This window comes from Paenibacillus sp. J22R98 (assembly GCF_059383835.1).
In genome coordinates this window covers 58,728-74,657 of sequence record NZ_JBXENW010000002.1, presented here as the reverse complement: position 1 = coordinate 74,657, position 15,930 = coordinate 58,728, and the positions used below count along the sequence as shown (strand labels likewise).

Sequence of the window (15,930 nt, the reverse complement as noted above, 5' to 3'; positions counted from 1 at the left end):
AAAAAACGGCAGCCCTAGACGAGTGATCGTCCTGGACTGCCGTTTGGTATATTGTATCGTATTGCAACATTTATCCATGCTCTGCCTTAGAAACTACCGACTATTCACTTGCTTCAAGAATTCCCGCATGAAACCGGGGAGATCTGGCCAAGCGTGACCGGAAATGATATTGCCGTCTACGCAAAGGGTTTCTTTCGCATAAGTCGCGCCAAGCGACTCAACATCCGGACGACAGGCCGAGTAAGCCGTCATCGAGCGGCCTTCGAAGTAGCTGCGATTATTAACGACCGCTAGAATAAGCGCCGCATGACAGATCGCGCCAACAGGCTTATCCGCTTCGAAGAAATGGCTGACGATACGAGGCACGTTATCGTCTAACCGAATATATTCAGGAGCTCTGCCGCCTGGGATAATAAGCCCGGCATATTCGGAAGGATCAACCTCGGAGAATGCAAGATGCGAATTCAACTGATAACCCGGCTTCTCCGTGTACGTGTCCCAGCCTTCGAAATCATGGACGACCGTTCGCAGCGTCTTCACGCTTGGAGCCGCGATAACCGCTTCAAACCCTTCCTCCAATACGCGGAAATAAGGATAATACACTTCCAATGACTCAGCGGCATCACCTGTAAGGATAAGAATCTTCTTAGACAACTCGATCACGCTCCATGAACAAATTAGAACTCTTATTCATTGTCCATGAAGAGGAAATATCTGTAAAGGGACGTAAATTGCCCTATTTTGTCGAGGACATCTGTATGCTCATCATCGGTTCAGCGTTTTTTCCCTTTCAACAAGGGTTTGTTCATATCTCGCTATTTTATCATCCATGCGCTCCAGTACTCGCTTCATCTCTTCCATCTTGATGAAGAGCTGCTCACGCTGCCTGATTAGAATTTCTTTTCTGGCATCTACGGTCTCATCGCCCTGTTGAAACAAACGAACATACTCCGTCAATACATCAATCGGAAGGCCTACCCCTCGCATACATTTGATGTAATCCACCCACCTGCAATCTTCCTCGGTATAATCGCGGATGCCGCTTTTGTTCCGGTTCACGCGAGGGATAAGCCCAATGCGTTCATAATAGCGGAGTGTATCCTGTGATAGATCGAATTTCTCGCTTACTTCTGCGATTAACATCCCGCTGCCACCTCCTGCTTTCCAATCAAGAACGCCCCGTTATCAGCGAGCAGGGCGTCCTTATCGTTACAACCATTAGATTGCGCCAACCACACGGTGAGGAATATACGGCTCTTCCAGCGACGCCATTTCTTCAGCTGTTAGTTTAATCGCAAGCGCAGCTGCCGGATCTTCGAGATGGGACAGTTTCGTAGCACCGATAATTGGCGCGGTTACCGGTTCTTTCTGCAATAACCAAGCTAACGCGACCTGTGCACGAGGAACGCCGCGCCCTGCTGCGATTGCCGCTACACGTTCTACGATCAGTCGATCTGCATCAGCCGTTGCATCGTATTTCGATTTCTGAACCTGATCGGTTTCGGAGCGTTTGGTGGTCTCCGACCAGTCGCGCGTCAATCTTCCGGAAGCCAGCGGGCTGTATGGAATGACGCCAATCCCTTCTTCCTTGCAAAGCGGCAGCATCTCCCGCTCCTCTTCACGATAGAGCAGGTTCAGGTGATTCTGCATCGACACAAACCGGGTCCACCGATTCTTCTCCGCCACATGCAGCGCCTTTAGAAACTGCCATGCATACATCGCGGAAGCACCAATGTATCTGGCCTTCCCTGCCTTCACAACATCGTGCAAGGCTTCCATCGTTTCCTCAATTGGCGTGTTGTAATCCCAGCGGTGTATTTGGTACAGATCCACATAATCGGTTCCTAATCGCTTAAGACTCTTATCGATTTCACTCATGATAGCCTTGCGTGAAAGTCCGGCACCATTAGGCCCTTCATGCATGCGAAAATGTACCTTCGTCGCCAATACGATTTCGTCGCGATTCGCATAATCCTTAAGAGCCCGTCCAACAATCTCCTCGCTTGTGCCGTCCGCATATACATTCGCCGTATCAAAGAAATTGATGCCAAGCTCAAGCGCTCTCTTAATAATAGGACGACTGTTCTCTTCATCAAGCACCCATGGATGAATCCACCGCTCCGCAACGCCAAAGCTCATACAACCCAGACAAAGCCGAGAGACATCCAGGCCCGTATTTCCGAGTTTCACATATTCCATTAGAATGGTTCCTCGCTTTCGGTTCATTCAATTGCGCTTCATCTGCCTCATTGGCTAGTATCTCACTTGGAGTTAACTCCAAGTCAAGCTCTCATCAAGACAGTGCATACACAACAGGCTGCCAATCAATTGGCAGCCTTCGTAAAAAAGTATGATGGTTACTAGAGGAATATGCTTGTTCACAGGTCACTTTCAAGTACGGAATAGATCACTTCATTACACCACTTCTGATTGCAGAATCTTGTCTCCCGAAGTAAACCGTCCTTTATCATGCCGGCTCTAATCATGACTTGTTCGGAAAGCTCATTCTCCGCATTGGCGTAAGCGACTACACGATGAACATGAAGTTCGCTAAAAGCAAAACCGATGAGCGTTTTTGCCGCATCAGTTGCGTAGCCTTTCTTCCAATAATCGGGATGAAGTGCCCAACCAATTTCCCACTCCTTGATTTCGGCCCAGTTTAATTTAATTCTAACCCTGCCAATAGGACGCAAATCAAATTTATCACAGAGTAGAAATGCATATGCGACACGCGGATTGGCATCACGATCGGCCAGGATCGTTTGGAAATTTTTTATGATTTGGTCATGGTCCGGATGTTGGGTTTCGTATTTGTAAGTAAGGCTATTTTGTTCTAATTCACTGTAAAAAGTAAAATCGTCTGCCGTGTACTCTCTAAGCAAAACTTTCTCACCTGTAATTTCCATGATCATCCCTCCTTGCCCATCGCTGATAAAAGGTATTGACTCCCTTAAACTGTAACATTATTACATATTTATTGTCAGCGTTACACCATACTTCTCTGGTTTCTCACGGAGTTTGATATAAAATAGAAGTGGAGTGAGGTACGATATCAAAGCATAACGGAGGTCGATTTCATGCAAACGATTCGAAATCTATTCGCACATATGGATTGGGCAAACCGCCAACTGCTTGAAGCGCTGCGAGCCGCGCCGAAAGATGAAGCGAGCAAAGCAATGCTACTGTTTCTGCACGTACTCCAGGCGGAGCGCATCTGGCTGACCCGGCTGCGCGGCGAGAGCAGTGAAGGTATCGTTCTGTGGGTGGACGATGTGGACTCGCTCGACTGCGAAGCGCTGATCGAGGCGAACGGAAGTGGCTACCAAGCTTGGCTAAGCGCCTTACCCGAAGAGGAGCTAGACAATTTGGTAGCGTATCGCAGCCAAGCCGGAGCACCGTTTGAGACTTCGACTCGTGACATCTTGATCCATGTCGCCCTGCACGGTCAGTACCACCGCGGCCAGATCAACACGCTGCTCCGCCAGAGCGGGGCTGATCCGAAGGCTGTGGATTACATCCTATATGCGCGACTTGGCGGGGGATGATAGTTAAGAAGGGCTGCCGAGGGGCAGCCCTACTTCTATGCTCAATACATGAAATCGATGGCCATGCTGTACGGTTCGTTAGAGTATTCTGCGACAAGCTAACGAACCGTACAGGCCTTATTCGGCCGGTTTTCTCGCCTCCGAGAATCTAACGAACCGTAGAGGCCTTATTACCTCAAAATCCGCTCTAATTTCCCCACAAACCGCCGAATAGTGCCTCTACGGTTCGTTAGCATTTTTTTGGAGCTATTTTGAAGCAAATAAGCGCCGTACGGTTCGTTAGAGTTTTCCGCGACAAGCTAACGAACCGTACAGGCCTTTATTCGGTCTGTTTTCTAGCCTCTGAGAATCTAACGAAACGTAGAGGCCTTATTACCTCAAAATCCGCTCTAATTTCCCCACAAACCGCCGAATAGTGCCCCTACGGTTCGTTAGCATTTTTTTGGAGCTAAACTGAGGCAAATAAGCGCCGTACGGTTCGTTAGAGTTTAATCCCAGCGGTAGCTATAGTAATCCTGTGCGTGCACCACTTTGAATCCAACCGATTCATATAACCTTAGAGCATGGTCATTCTTCGTTTCGACTTCTAAGTGTACCGAGTAGCCGGCTTCGCTTTGCTCTTTAACGACCCGGCGTAATACTTTGCTGCCTATCCCTTTACCTTGGTGTTCAGGTAGAATGGCAAATCCATAAATCCATGCTTGCTCCTCTTCGCGGCTCACCCGGATCTTGCCTACCGTGTCTTCGTTCACGTCAATCATAAACACATCGGTGTTCCCCGCATAAACGTGACTCTCCATCGCTCGGGCATCTGCTTCGTCATCTCCGAATGCCAGAACGGATATGCGTACACGCAGTTCGTAATCTTCCAGCGTCGCTGGCCTCAGAATAATGCCGTCCGTTTCGCCAAGAGGCTTTTCTCGCCACTCCATTTGATGCTCCGAGAATGCATACTCGGCACCTTGTTTCCTCAAGAAAGCTTTTGCCGTATCTGATCCCGCAGGCGCGTTCAACAAGATTCTCTTGAATCCGTTCTGCTCGACCTTCTCCATCGCTTGCCGGAACAAGCGCTGGAAATGCCCCTTCCGTCGTTCACTGGGTTTCACCATGCCGCATACTTCGACCGTTGACCCAAACGCATACAGGCCTACAAACGCTACAAGCTGTTCATTTTCATAATGAAACAAGTCGAGCTGGTCAGAATCGCGTTCTCTAAGCATTTCCCAGTTGAGCTTCAGCTGGACATGATCATAAGCTTCACACTCGATCTGCAATTGTTCGACAGCTAGTAATTGCCCAGTCGTTAACATATTTTCTCCTTTGTCCGTCCGTAGGGTTGCTCGATATTACTTACTCAAGTCTAGAAGAAACTCGCGAGTCGATTGATAGGCATCGTTCCATCCCATTTTCGCATAGAAACGAAGTCCATCCATTCCTTTAAAATAATACGCGCCGATCAATCTCTCCTTGAAATCCGGTATCGTAATTCCGGCCTGCTCTTGATAAGCTTGATAAGCTTGAATCACTTCAAGACCTGCCATATGTCTATCAAGTATCGCCAGATCTACGAGAAAGTCTCCGTATGCGCAATTACCGTCAATGATGCCGGTGATACGCTTACCATCGGATAAAATATTCCATTGGTGAAAATCCCCATGAATAAAATGCCGGTGCGGCTCATTGTAGCTCGAATAGGCCATCAAACGGCTGTAGCACTCATCGAACACATCTTTCTCCAAGCAAGTCGTTTGAAAGAGGTCATACCAATTCTCCCAGAAGTTCCCCGTTTGATCCTCCGCGAATACATCGACCAGATAATCCTTCCACGTATGAAAGGTACCATCGCCCGTAGGTTTGATCCACCCATAGCCGCTTGTTGAGCCCAGCTCGACATGGTTAACTCGAGTTAGGAGCCGTATCAGCTCCGGAAGCTGGTTCATCTGCTGCTCCCAGGTACATTCTGCAAAATTACCGCCTTCGATTCGCTCTATGATCACGTATCCCAGATGCCCGACCTTCCCTTGTCCAAGAAACCGCGGGAACGGTATTCCCTGGCTAGATAGCAGGTTCGAAATATAGCGATCCGTTTCGTAAGCCCCTGCCATGTCACTGAATTTAATGACATGTCCCTTTCCTTCATGCATGAAGGAGTACACACTGCTCAAGTTGCCGCCAGTCATTGGCGTTATCTTAGCCGCCCCTGATCCCAGATGAGCTCTCAATACTTCCTCTATATCAGCGAGAGCTAAAGTTGGCTTTTCGTATGCGGTCACGTTAGAACCTCCTCTGGCTGCGCTGTTTTGTCAGCGACTATGATCTCTTTTTCTCTATCTCTTAATCTGTTCCAAAATAGTCGGATCCTTCAGCTTACGGTCCTCAGCAAGCAGCAGGACCTTCGACATAATTTCCGCTGTCCGCGGATCTTCATCGACAAAGGGCAAGAAGATCCTGCCGCGATGCTGCGCGTGCACCGGTAAGATGTGCAAACTCCCGCTGGCCATTTGATGCACCATACCGCTGCCCAGATGAACGGTATATTCGCCTAAGGCTCCTTGGATATGCGCATGAGAGCCTTTGATCACTACATTGTCCAGCTTCAGAATCGGAACAAGCTCGCGTACCATCGCTGCCCGCATCTCCACGGTCGATAGGCTTGCCTCCGGATCAACGCCGCCGACATGAGCCACACTGACAACCAGATCAACGTCGCGCATCACTTCGGAGAAGATCACCTTCGGAATATCGGCCAAATGCATCGGTTCGCCTGTTTTGCGCTTATAAAAAGCTACCGTTTCAATTGTCGGCGCTTCTACCTCGGCCGGCGAGAACCAGTCTGCCAAGGCATACAGGGTCACCACGATATTTTGCTTATGATACACCTTCTGCAATCCCTCTTCATAGCTCGCCGTCCACTGACGGGATTTCAGCAGCGATGCTGCTTTTCTAGGTTGAATCTGGTGCCCGTCATAACGTCTGGAACGAACCCCTTCCAGCAATTCATCCGCATTCGGGCGGTACAGCTCCCGAAACACTTGCTTGAAGGGCTGTACGATTTGCTGCTCAATGACAACCTTCTGATACGCCGCCCATGCTCCGCTCTCGTACAAATGAACCGGATGCGCGATCAGCACTTCCTCAGCCGCATCCAATGGAATGACGTTCCCGCTAATGTCCCGCAATTCCCCTTGTTCGAAGAATCCAATCGCATCCGCGGACTTAAACAACAGATCCTTTAACAATGGCTCGATCACTTTGTTGGTTTGAATGAGGCTCAGCTCTTCGGCGGTGAACGCCTCTTCCAGCACCATCGCTCTCTCCAGTGCGGCGCGCGCGCGTTTATGCTGATCTCTCAATGAGGTCTGCAATTCTTTCAAGCCTGCCAGCGTTTCATCATTCTTCAGCTTGGACGGAATCGTCTTCACCGGCTTGCCATCCTTCGTAATGGATACCGAGGCTTTGCCCCTCTCATCCATCACCAGGCAAAGCTGCCACTCTTGTACCGTAACCGGCTCGAAGCTGGCCGCAATTTGCTTGAATTTCTCCGCTTCCACATTCCACGTCATGCGGATTACATCGGAATATCCGGCGTTACGGGCCAAATTGTCCAGCGCAATGTTCACCGCCTTCGACTCGCTGTCTCGCCGCAGTGCGCCGAACTGCTTGCTCTCTTTGGCAAATTGCTGCAGTACTTCATAACGGTGAATAAGCTCGGCCTTCCGATTATCGTTGGCGAACGGAATCAAGCCGTAGCACAGCACATGATTCTTGTTTCGTTTGCTCGAAAGCTCGCCCTCAATGACTTCCGCATCCAACCTGCCGAGCACGGCATCGCAAAATAACTGAGACCGCTTATGGTTCGCACCATCTGCAATATATTTGGCGCTGTCATAGACCAGTTGGAAGCGTTGTTCCCCAATGGTCTCGTAGGCTTCGAAGAACCAGTTAATATCGAAGGCCCCTTCATTAAAATCAATCGCCGAGATCGGCGAATACCGCGCAACCATCGTTTCTTTATCCGTAGAGAAATGCTGGTTCACATGCGCATGGAAATACCAGCAAGCAGAAGCCAGCCCTTCCCAGCCTAAGTAATCGGCGATAATTTCCACCCATTGCGGGGCATACATGGCCGCCTCGATCAGTCTAATCTCGGAAATATCGCGGCCTTCCAGCAGTCCTCTTAATGTATTGGCATCGTCGTCCGGCTTCGGATAGCAGCACTTCAGCAGATGGCTGATCATATCCTTCTTCGTTTGCCCGCCTCCCCAAGCATAGAAATACCCGCGTGCCAGCTTCTCCTTATTCCCCAAACTGAGCAAACAGCCGACAAAATACTGCATACCCTCGTATTTGTTAATACGCTGGGCCAGATAGCTGACCGCTGTGTCGCTATCCCCGCGCTGCAGCTCGATTTCAACAATCCGCTCCACTGCCAATCTGCCGATTAGCTCCGCTTGCGGATACAGAAGCAGCTGTTCGCGCTGATGGCGATGCTCATTCGTAATCGTGTTGATATGATCAGGGCTGCTCCGCCTGCCGAGCAGTTCCTTATACAATTCATTGGTCGTAATGAAGCCGGACTCATACGCCTTGGCAAAAGAAGGCAACCCCACTACGTGACGATCCGATTGTTCCTCCAAACGTTCATAATGGTAGAGCAGCGCAAACCCAGCCCGGAACATATCCTCTTCGTCGTTATAAACGCCGGCCATTTCGGAATACCAGAACGAGACTTCCTCTGTCGTCATGATCTCCGTGAATCTCACTACCTGTGAGCGGTATGGCTGCTGAATCTCCAAGCTTGGATGCTGCGTGACGTACTCACTTTGTTGATCGATCAGAATACCTTCATATATCGCAAGCGACGCATTGTGTGTCAGTACGAATCGCTCACGCGGATCACACTCATTAAACATAGCTTTCAGGAGGCTGTAGATGAGACGCTCATACTGCATGTCCCCGAGCCACTTCGCTACCGCACTGATAACGGATGGCGAAAGCATCTGCAAGACATGCGAGATTTGAAAATGGGCCGAAAAGTCGCTGAGCGACGTTCCGTATCTTCTTGTGCAGATATCGTAATAGAAAAGCAGCTCAAGAATGCGCTTCGTATCGAGGCCCTTGTTCTGGGCGAAGCTGCGCCACACGTCTGCCAATGGGTAATCATTCAATACGGCAGGACCCTTATTATGCGAGTTTACCAGAGCACGCATTCCCCATTGTTGTGTGCCAAGTACGATTTTGCCGCGGCTGCCGTCATACTCCTCAGTCTCGTATTCATAATCCCGATACTCATGGATGAGGTCACGCCAGCTTTCCAGCAGATCATGAATTTCCTCGGCACTTGATGTCAAGATGTCCTGAAGCGAGGCACCCGGCCATGGCTTTAGCTCAGGCAGCTGTTGGAGCTGCTGCGGGTCATAGAGTCCATAACCATTCTCCGGACTATATTCCACCTCAACCGTCCCCGTAATTCGCTCGATCAGAACAAGCTCCCTCGAAGATCGCTTAATCGCATCCTTGTCCCTCAACAGCGCGACGCATTGCTCATAAACAGGCAGCCTCTTCTCGTCTTCCTTCAGGTTCAGAACCATATCGAGTCCGCCCAAGCGCTTGTCCTCTTTCTTATCCGACAGCAGACGCTCGATCGTCCCTTTCAGCTGTTCCGGCTCCTGCTTGAGCAGCAATTGAATGACCGCTTTACGGAGATCACCCGCTTTATACTGAAGCAATTCTTCCACCCAGCTATATTCCTCATCGCTTAGCTGTAAGAGCTCCACGCTTCGCTGCGCTGCCTGGCGTACTTCCGAACCCTTGTCGCCTAACGCTTCAATCAACGCTTGACGCTGCTTCTCGGTTTGCGGTCTCTCGAGGCAAATATGAACGAGCGTGGAACGTGTATCCACATTCATTTTGTCCCGGTAATCGAGCATGATATCGAACATCTCTTGATCACTGTGAATATAAGCCACGATTAACATGAGTGCGCATATCTGATCGGTTGACACGGTCCGGCTGAAGGACAGAGCGCTGTTTGAATAGGTCACTTCCTTCTTCGGCATCCGGCCCAGGATGTGCTGCAATTGACCAAACATCGCTCTATCCGTGACGACATACTGTTGAAAATCCTCTTGCCCCAGCAGTCGGTGGTTTAAATTGTAGCTTGAGACATCACTGAACAAATTGGGCAGCACCCAAGCAAGGACTTCCAGATCCGGGCTGTCCAAGAAGCCAGCGGCGATCTGGTGTTGGAATGCTGCAAACTGAGTCTGAGCTAAGAATTGCAGGGCAGTAATTTGCTTGTATTTGGAGCCGGATTCCCTTAACGCCATGATTTTCGCTTCGGTATCCATCAATTCATCAACGGCAGTAGCCCATAGTCCGACGTACAGCAGCTGGCTGTCCTCGCTTTCCAGGCATTCGAGAAGGGCAGCCTCGTTCGTCAAACAATCGTAAGCGGCTTTCAGACATTTCTTAATGACCGCCGGCTTTTGCGCTTCCAGTGCCAAGCCTGTCCACACATCAAACGCACGAATGATGGATGAGAACCGGCTTAACTCATGCTCGATAATGATGCCTAGGATGTAGATGAACCCTTCTCTGCTGGCTTCGTCCATACATTCCGTAATCGTCTGGCGCAAACCCTCTTGCAGCTTGGCGGCCAGCAGCAATTCCCCAATGATGGCATGTGCTTCCGGATTGCGGCTCATGAGCATTCCTTTGATGATGTTGCGGGTAACGACAGCCGTATTGTTCTCGCTGTAAATGACTTCTTTCAACTGCTGGAGTAGTGCGTCATTTCCCTCATCAATCTCCAAAGCAATATAGTTATGCAAATACGGATAGTCGGCTGTCTCCGATTCAACTACTACAACTTCAAGCTGCGAGGTAGAATATCCCATCGCAACAAAACGTAGCGCATACCCTAACCGGTCCAAATTCGACTCGAGGTATACCCCCGAAGCGCGGTTCGTCCGGAATGATCGCCTAAGATAACCCATCGAGAACGGATACAGACTGCAGCGGTCCCATATTTTCTTGAACGCTGCCGCGAGTGGATCACCCAGCAGAAAACGCAGCACCTCGAATTGATCGCCTGAGAACACATCCGTAACCTGGGTGTGCGACTCTGACAGCAAGGCTTGTCTCAGCTTGGTGTACTTATCGAATGAAACATACTCACTTCTATAACAATCCATGATGACGGTGGCCATCTCCCGCTGAGCAGCAGGCAGACGATTCAAATCATCCCGTTTCTGATCAAAATACTGCTTCATCTTCTCCAACTGATCTTTCGTCCATTGCATCGTTCCCGCTCCCCTTTATTACCACATTCGCCCAGCAAGCATCGTCAATCGTATAAACATAATTCGGTCGTTGCCTTGCAGCTGAATAGGTGCATCCAGCTTCTCTATCTCACGCTCATTAATAAACACTTTATAGAGACCGTCCTTGTAGCTGAGACAAGCATTGTCTACAGCCTGAACGAAGTCTTGTTGATTCGGGTTATACCTCGCACCGAATCCCACTTTACCGGACTCCAGTTGATCCGCAATTTGTTCCTCCGTCAACGCGGTCAGCACCTTCGACTGAGCAGCATCACCACTGTTATACCGCTGCACTTCGAGCGTAACGATTTGTGTAATCAGCTCTTTCAGAGTTGTCGGCGGGTGAGGCAATTGCATGGCCATTTCACCAAGGATTGGCTTACGTTTACCGATTTGCTTGACCATAATGAGTATTTGCATCACATTGCCCCAATCTGATTATTCGTTATAATAAGCCTTCTATTTATTTCGCAGCGTTCCGATTAATTCCTCTCCCATGACCACTATGAACTACTCCAGATGCCCGAATTTCCGCCATTTGCCCCGTGATGGTCGGCCTCAGAATCATAGGTCGATCTTGCAATTAGGTGCATTCTCCTGCCCCGGTCTAGTGCCAATCACCTGATTTCACCGATGTTCCGTTTCGAGACGAATAAGTATAGTAAGATAAAGGAAATGAAAGAGATTCTGAACACGAAAGGAAGTATGCACTTTGAACAAAGACGCGAAAGGAAGCGATTTTCAACCCAGAGCCGCTCGTAAGCGGAAGAAAAGCACGGTGCTAATACTCCAGGCAACAGCCGGCATTCTATTGATTAGCGGAATTCTGTATAGCATTTATGCAGCTCAATCCGGCTCCAAACCGAAGCAAGCCGCGACAGGGAATGATCCTGTGGGCATTCAAGTGATTAAGGATGGGGACACGACTACCAAGACTGACGGCGGCAAGGTTGTTCATCAGTTAGCGCCTGCTCCCGGGAAATCATCTAACACGACTACAACGACTACGAAACCCGAATCTTCAGTCAAAGGTGATCAAGAAGCTGCTGTGAAGCCTGCTGTCACGCCGGAGAAACCGTCCGTTTCGAAGCCGGAGATTAAGGTTGCCCAAACTAGTAAACCAGCTAGTAAGCCTTCATCAAACTCAACTGCCAAGCCTGCAAAATACCCGATGATCTATGTTCTCAAAGAAGGGGACACGCTTTCCTCTATATCGATGAAATTCTATCATTCGAAGCAGTACGTCGCCCGCTTGGCGGAATACAACCATATTGTATTTATCAATGATATGGTCGCAGGGGATACCATCAAGATTCCAGCGTTATCTTCGACTGCCGGATCAACGGCTGCTAAGCCGCAGAACATGGACTACTCCAAGGTCACACTACCGGCAACCTATTTGGTCCGCACCGGCGATACCTTGTCTAATATTTCACTGCAGTTCTATCAAACGAAGAAATATGTAGCGTTGATCGCGAAGCAAAATAAGCTCGATCCTAACAAGAATCTGATCGCGGGAAGCTCGTTGCTCATTCCGGCCATTCCGGCCGTGAAGCCGCTTGCCACTCATACGGTGCAGCAGGGAGAGACGCTCACGAGCATCTCGCGGAAACACTACGGTTCCACCAAGTACGCCGTAAACATCGCACAAACCAACCATCTGGCAAATAACGACGATATCAAAGCCGGCGATGTGTTGAAAATTCCTTATCTTAAAGCTTAATCCGAGGGACTGCCATTACATGGGCAGTCCTTCACTTTGCCCCAAGAGCACGATCACTCATCGTAATCTTCATCCGAATCCTCAAACAATTCATCCAGAACCGTCTTTCTATTCTCAAGAAACCGCCTTGTAAGGATGTAATGCAGCGTATCCTCATACCTGATTTCCTCAATGGGATGTACATCGAAGTTCACGATCTGCGCATCCGGATAACCAAGAAGAATCGGGGAGTGCGTCGCGATAATAAACTGAGCATCCTCTTCCAAATCCTTAATGACTCGCATCAAAGCCAGCTGCCTTGCAGGCGATAACGCTGCCTCGGGCTCATCGAGCAGATAGATCGCTTTCTTGCCAAACCGATGCTGGAACAGCGACAAGAACGCTTCACCATGCGACTGCTTATGCAATGAACGACCTCCGTAAGGACCGAAACTATCCGGCATCGAATCGATGTGAGAGGCGAATTGATAAAACGTTTCTGCTCGCAGGAAGAAGCCATTCGTAATCTTCGGCATCCACGACAGTCGAATATGTTCACCAAGTATGGAATGCGAGGCATCCACATCATAGTTATTGTTCCGTCCACCGCCGGCCGTGTTAAATCCACATTGAAACGCGATCGCTTCCAGAAGCGTGGATTTCCCCGAACCATTTTCCCCTACCAGAAAGGTCACGTTTGCCCGGAAAGACAATGACTTCAAATACCGTAAAGCAGGTATCGAGAACGGATACCGCTTCGAATCTGTTTCTTCATTCCTAATCAGTTCGAGACTGCGCAGGTACATCGACTTCAACTCCAATACCATTCATTCATTCAAGCTTTGCAGCCAGGCATGGCCCGCCGGATACCACTTGATAAGGGCTTCTTGGAACTATGGTTTCTGCTCTTCATCCAGAACCGGCGCTGCCATCTGAACATCATGATGATGATTACTGCTCCCGATCTATACGCTCCAAGAACAATCGAACTTCGCCCGGAGTTTTTAACACAACGATGTTTTTGTCATTCGACAGCTTCATGAGCTGCTCCATAATCTTCGGTTTTTGTTTTGCAGGATATTCCCAGACCCACCTTAAAAAATGGAGAGTGACTCTCTCTTCACAGCCCTCAGCCATATCTATCCTCTTCGTATGACGATACTGGAATCTTCTTTTGAATACACGGTAAAGACAGATCCACCTGGACAGGTCAACAAATATGATGGTGTCCGCTGCCTTTATCCGCCTATTCAAGGTGCCTCCATAATTGCCATCGATAATCCAGCTGTCGCGACCGATCAATTCTTCTTGGATTGTTAGTTGCTCCTCTCTGGGAACAGCAACCCAGTCCGGTTTCCATAATAGCGCATCAAGATGATGAACCTCGATCGACAGAAGCTCACCCAGTTTGCGAGCTAAAGTTGATTTCCCGGACCCACCGGAACCGATTAAAATGATTTTCTTCATGTTGCCCTCCACAAAGCGATCTTGCTAAGACGTACTGCTAATGAAATCCTCAGTCGAATATCCCTCAGGTGATGCACTGCTATACACCTGCTTATAATCGTCCCGCTTCCAACTACTTCGTACCGATGCTTCGACGACCGTTTGATCCATCAGCTGCAGAAACTCCGGATGCTGCTGCTCCACCCACTGCCGTGCCTGCTTAATGTCATTCGCATGAGGAATAACAATGGATTGCGGAACTAGGTCAGCAAGGTTATTGTAGTCCTCACGTTTCTCAACCAATCTGGTGAATACGGAAGTATCATCATTTATCGCTTCGAGCGATTCGTCCACTAGTCTGTAATAGAAACCATGGACCTGCGCGTTTTGTTTATCTGGAAAAGGTCTTTCGAATCGAAGGATTTTCACAATGTGCGGGTTGTTGTTGAACCATCTGTTCTGCTCGTAAACGACGGAATACGAAACATTGATATAGGAATCGTCACCTACCGTGCCCAACTGCTCGTAACTGCAAGGTATCATCCGATCGCCATAGGGACTGATTGAGATGCTGTTCCCTTCGGGAGATGTGCCATACCCATAAACTCTGGCTACTATGACTTCTGTCTGCTGCGATGCAACGATTACGCCCGCTCCACCAACAAGCACACAGCTGATTACGATCCCAACTAACCATTTTTTCATGGATTGCTCTCCCCGCCTGCCTCCTTGTTACTTACCCTGCCCGAGAACAACTGTCCATCGTAAATGCCCGTTTTCCATATGATTTGACCGTCCGCTCCAGAAGCTTCAATTTTGAGCGGATCCGGTCCATTCACAGGAGGGGCTTCCAGATTATCGAAATAAGCAAACCAGTATCGGCCTTGTGAGGTCGTGATGATTTTTGCCTCTTGGCTTACGGTTAGCTGCTTAACCACTACGCTCTGTATATCGTTATCCGTAATGACCCCTGCCATAGTGAACTTAGGGATATGCGGATCATTCGTCATTCCCCAATTGAACCCTTCTATAGGATTCCCCTCCACATTCCCACTACTATTCCAATACCCTTGTTCATTGGAGTAGAACGCATGCCGGAAACCTGTTTCATCTTTATACAGAAGTATCCTTCCTTGTGGTACTTCCTCTTGGTAAATGAATTCATATGACGCCGGATTGGACATTTTCACAAATAACTTATCCATCTTGTCTTCTTCTGTCTCCATACATCCCGCGCAGAAGAGCATCACCAGGAATAAGAGGCATAGCTTTTTCACACCATCACCTACCGCTACTATTGGTCACATCCACCGTATCTCGAAATGAACCGAACACACCTGTAAGCAGTCCGATCATGCCGATGGTTACGCCATAACCCGATGACTCGTCGAAAGCTAATACGAATAAAATTCCGATCAGCGTTAGTTGAAAGCCTAAGAGTTGCACTTGAAGAACACTCGGCCTGATAAAATCCAACATGACTCCCGCAACAAACAGCAGTGTAACAATGACCACGAATACCGTTACAATTAGTAAGCCGATGCTCGCCATTTAACGTTTGGCCCCCCTTCGATTCAACCTAATCGCTCTAGGTAAATTCAGGACCCCAATAAGAAAAGTGGAAATAAAGGGGATCCATTGATAGAAATGAACATGAAGTTTACCGTCTCCAACCGGACCGGTCTTGGGCTGATAAAAGTCCCAAATGATATACAAAACGCCGAGTATGGGGAGTATGATGCACACGATGCTTGCTACTAAATAGATACCATTTCTGTTCATTCCTTACCTCCGTCTTATCCGTCAGATGCCGGTTCTGTCGGTCTTCCTTTTATGATCTCGACTTCTATATTTTTACACTTAATTAAGACGTCCGCCGCAACAAAAAGTTGCAATACAAAAAGACTGCCGA

At 48.9% G+C, this 15,930-nt stretch carries 15 protein-coding genes; 2 read left to right on the top strand and 13 right to left on the bottom strand.

Features of this window, described 5'->3' with window-relative positions; all coding sequences use genetic code 11:
- Window positions 1-93 precede the first annotated feature (93 nt).
- The 4 genes from AC50Y3_RS05975 to AC50Y3_RS05960 form a co-directional block, all read right to left on the bottom strand.
- On the bottom strand, window positions 94-654 hold the full coding sequence (locus AC50Y3_RS05975; RefSeq protein ID WP_494817866.1) for a DJ-1/PfpI family protein: 561 nt from the start codon (window positions 652-654) through the stop codon (window positions 94-96).
- A 111-nt stretch (window positions 655-765) separates the two neighbouring features.
- On the bottom strand, window positions 766-1,143 hold the full coding sequence (locus AC50Y3_RS05970) for a MerR family transcriptional regulator (protein WP_494817865.1): 378 nt from the start codon (window positions 1,141-1,143) through the stop codon (window positions 766-768).
- A gap of 75 nt (window positions 1,144-1,218) precedes the next feature.
- Entirely contained in the window at window positions 1,219-2,199 is a 981-nt protein-coding gene (locus AC50Y3_RS05965) for an aldo/keto reductase (RefSeq protein ID WP_494817864.1), read from the bottom strand.
- A gap of 179 nt (window positions 2,200-2,378) precedes the next feature.
- Window positions 2,379-2,906, bottom strand: a complete 528-nt coding sequence (locus AC50Y3_RS05960; protein ID WP_494817863.1) for a GNAT family N-acetyltransferase — start codon at window positions 2,904-2,906, stop codon at window positions 2,379-2,381.
- Window positions 2,907-3,077: 171 nt separating this feature from the next.
- Here AC50Y3_RS05960 and AC50Y3_RS05955 point away from each other — a divergent pair, with 171 nt between their 5' ends.
- Window positions 3,078-3,545 carry a DinB family protein gene (locus tag AC50Y3_RS05955; RefSeq protein ID WP_494817862.1) on the top strand — a complete coding sequence of 156 codons (468 nt, stop codon included), beginning with the start codon at window positions 3,078-3,080 and terminating at the stop codon, window positions 3,543-3,545.
- A gap of 488 nt (window positions 3,546-4,033) precedes the next feature.
- On the opposite strand, the gene AC50Y3_RS05950 is transcribed toward AC50Y3_RS05955, so the two are convergent.
- The 4 genes from AC50Y3_RS05950 to AC50Y3_RS05935 are packed head-to-tail and all read right to left on the bottom strand — an operon-like array spanning window position 4,034 to window position 11,290.
- Complete coding sequence (locus AC50Y3_RS05950) at window positions 4,034-4,855, bottom strand: GNAT family N-acetyltransferase (RefSeq protein WP_494817861.1); 822 nt, start codon at window positions 4,853-4,855, stop codon at window positions 4,034-4,036.
- Between the two features lie 36 nt (window positions 4,856-4,891).
- Window positions 4,892-5,818 carry a phosphotransferase family protein gene (locus tag AC50Y3_RS05945; protein ID WP_494817860.1) on the bottom strand — a complete coding sequence of 309 codons (927 nt, stop codon included), beginning with the start codon at window positions 5,816-5,818 and terminating at the stop codon, window positions 4,892-4,894.
- A 54-nt stretch (window positions 5,819-5,872) separates the two neighbouring features.
- Window positions 5,873-10,849, bottom strand: coding sequence for a DUF4132 domain-containing protein (locus AC50Y3_RS05940; protein ID WP_494817859.1), 4,977 nt, complete (start codon window positions 10,847-10,849; stop codon window positions 5,873-5,875).
- An 18-nt stretch (window positions 10,850-10,867) separates the two neighbouring features.
- Window positions 10,868-11,290, bottom strand: a complete 423-nt coding sequence (locus AC50Y3_RS05935) for a hypothetical protein (protein ID WP_494817858.1) — start codon at window positions 11,288-11,290, stop codon at window positions 10,868-10,870.
- Window positions 11,291-11,582: 292 nt separating this feature from the next.
- Between AC50Y3_RS05935 and AC50Y3_RS05930 the strand changes: the two genes are divergently transcribed.
- Window positions 11,583-12,593: a LysM peptidoglycan-binding domain-containing protein gene (locus AC50Y3_RS05930; RefSeq protein WP_494817857.1), complete on the top strand. Its 1,011-nt coding sequence runs from the start codon at window positions 11,583-11,585 to the stop codon at window positions 12,591-12,593.
- A 53-nt stretch (window positions 12,594-12,646) separates the two neighbouring features.
- Here AC50Y3_RS05930 and AC50Y3_RS05925 read toward each other — a convergent pair whose 3' ends face one another.
- The 5 genes from AC50Y3_RS05925 to AC50Y3_RS05905 form a co-directional block, all read right to left on the bottom strand.
- Entirely contained in the window at window positions 12,647-13,378 is a 732-nt protein-coding gene (locus AC50Y3_RS05925; protein WP_494817856.1) for an AAA family ATPase, read from the bottom strand.
- A 145-nt stretch (window positions 13,379-13,523) separates the two neighbouring features.
- Window positions 13,524-14,039 (bottom strand): DNA topology modulation protein, encoded by a 516-nt coding sequence (locus AC50Y3_RS05920; RefSeq protein WP_494817855.1) that lies wholly within the window; start codon window positions 14,037-14,039, stop codon window positions 13,524-13,526.
- A gap of 24 nt (window positions 14,040-14,063) precedes the next feature.
- The gene (locus AC50Y3_RS05915; protein ID WP_494817854.1) at window positions 14,064-14,723 is read right to left on the bottom strand and encodes a hypothetical protein; all 660 of its coding nucleotides are present in this window, start codon (window positions 14,721-14,723) and stop codon (window positions 14,064-14,066) included.
- On the bottom strand, window positions 14,720-15,223 hold the full coding sequence (locus AC50Y3_RS05910) for a hypothetical protein (protein WP_494817853.1): 504 nt from the start codon (window positions 15,221-15,223) through the stop codon (window positions 14,720-14,722). Before AC50Y3_RS05910 ends, AC50Y3_RS05915 begins: the two co-directional genes overlap by 4 nt.
- Window positions 15,224-15,299: 76 nt before the next feature.
- Complete coding sequence (locus AC50Y3_RS05905) at window positions 15,300-15,569, bottom strand: hypothetical protein (protein WP_494817852.1); 270 nt, start codon at window positions 15,567-15,569, stop codon at window positions 15,300-15,302.
- Window positions 15,570-15,930 lie beyond the last annotated feature (361 nt).

Coding starts and splice junctions, on each gene's coding strand:
- AC50Y3_RS05970 (WP_494817865.1), bottom strand. CDS start 1,143: ATGTTAATCGCAGAAGTAAGCGAGAAATTCGATCTATCACAGGATACA.
- AC50Y3_RS05965 (WP_494817864.1), bottom strand. CDS start 2,199: ATGGAATATGTGAAACTCGGAAATACGGGCCTGGATGTCTCTCGGCTT.
- AC50Y3_RS05960 (WP_494817863.1), bottom strand. CDS start 2,906: ATGGAAATTACAGGTGAGAAAGTTTTGCTTAGAGAGTACACGGCAGAC.
- AC50Y3_RS05955 (WP_494817862.1), top strand. CDS start 3,078: ATGCAAACGATTCGAAATCTATTCGCACATATGGATTGGGCAAACCGC.
- AC50Y3_RS05950 (WP_494817861.1), bottom strand. CDS start 4,855: ATGTTAACGACTGGGCAATTACTAGCTGTCGAACAATTGCAGATCGAG.
- AC50Y3_RS05940 (WP_494817859.1), bottom strand. CDS start 10,849: ATGCAATGGACGAAAGATCAGTTGGAGAAGATGAAGCAGTATTTTGAT.
- AC50Y3_RS05935 (WP_494817858.1), bottom strand. CDS start 11,290: ATGCAAATACTCATTATGGTCAAGCAAATCGGTAAACGTAAGCCAATC.
- AC50Y3_RS05925 (WP_494817856.1), bottom strand. CDS start 13,378: ATGTACCTGCGCAGTCTCGAACTGATTAGGAATGAAGAAACAGATTCG.
- AC50Y3_RS05920 (WP_494817855.1), bottom strand. CDS start 14,039: ATGAAGAAAATCATTTTAATCGGTTCCGGTGGGTCCGGGAAATCAACT.
- AC50Y3_RS05915 (WP_494817854.1), bottom strand. CDS start 14,723: ATGAAAAAATGGTTAGTTGGGATCGTAATCAGCTGTGTGCTTGTTGGT.
- AC50Y3_RS05910 (WP_494817853.1), bottom strand. CDS start 15,223: ATGGATAAGTTATTTGTGAAAATGTCCAATCCGGCGTCATATGAATTC.
- AC50Y3_RS05905 (WP_494817852.1), bottom strand. CDS start 15,569: ATGGCGAGCATCGGCTTACTAATTGTAACGGTATTCGTGGTCATTGTT.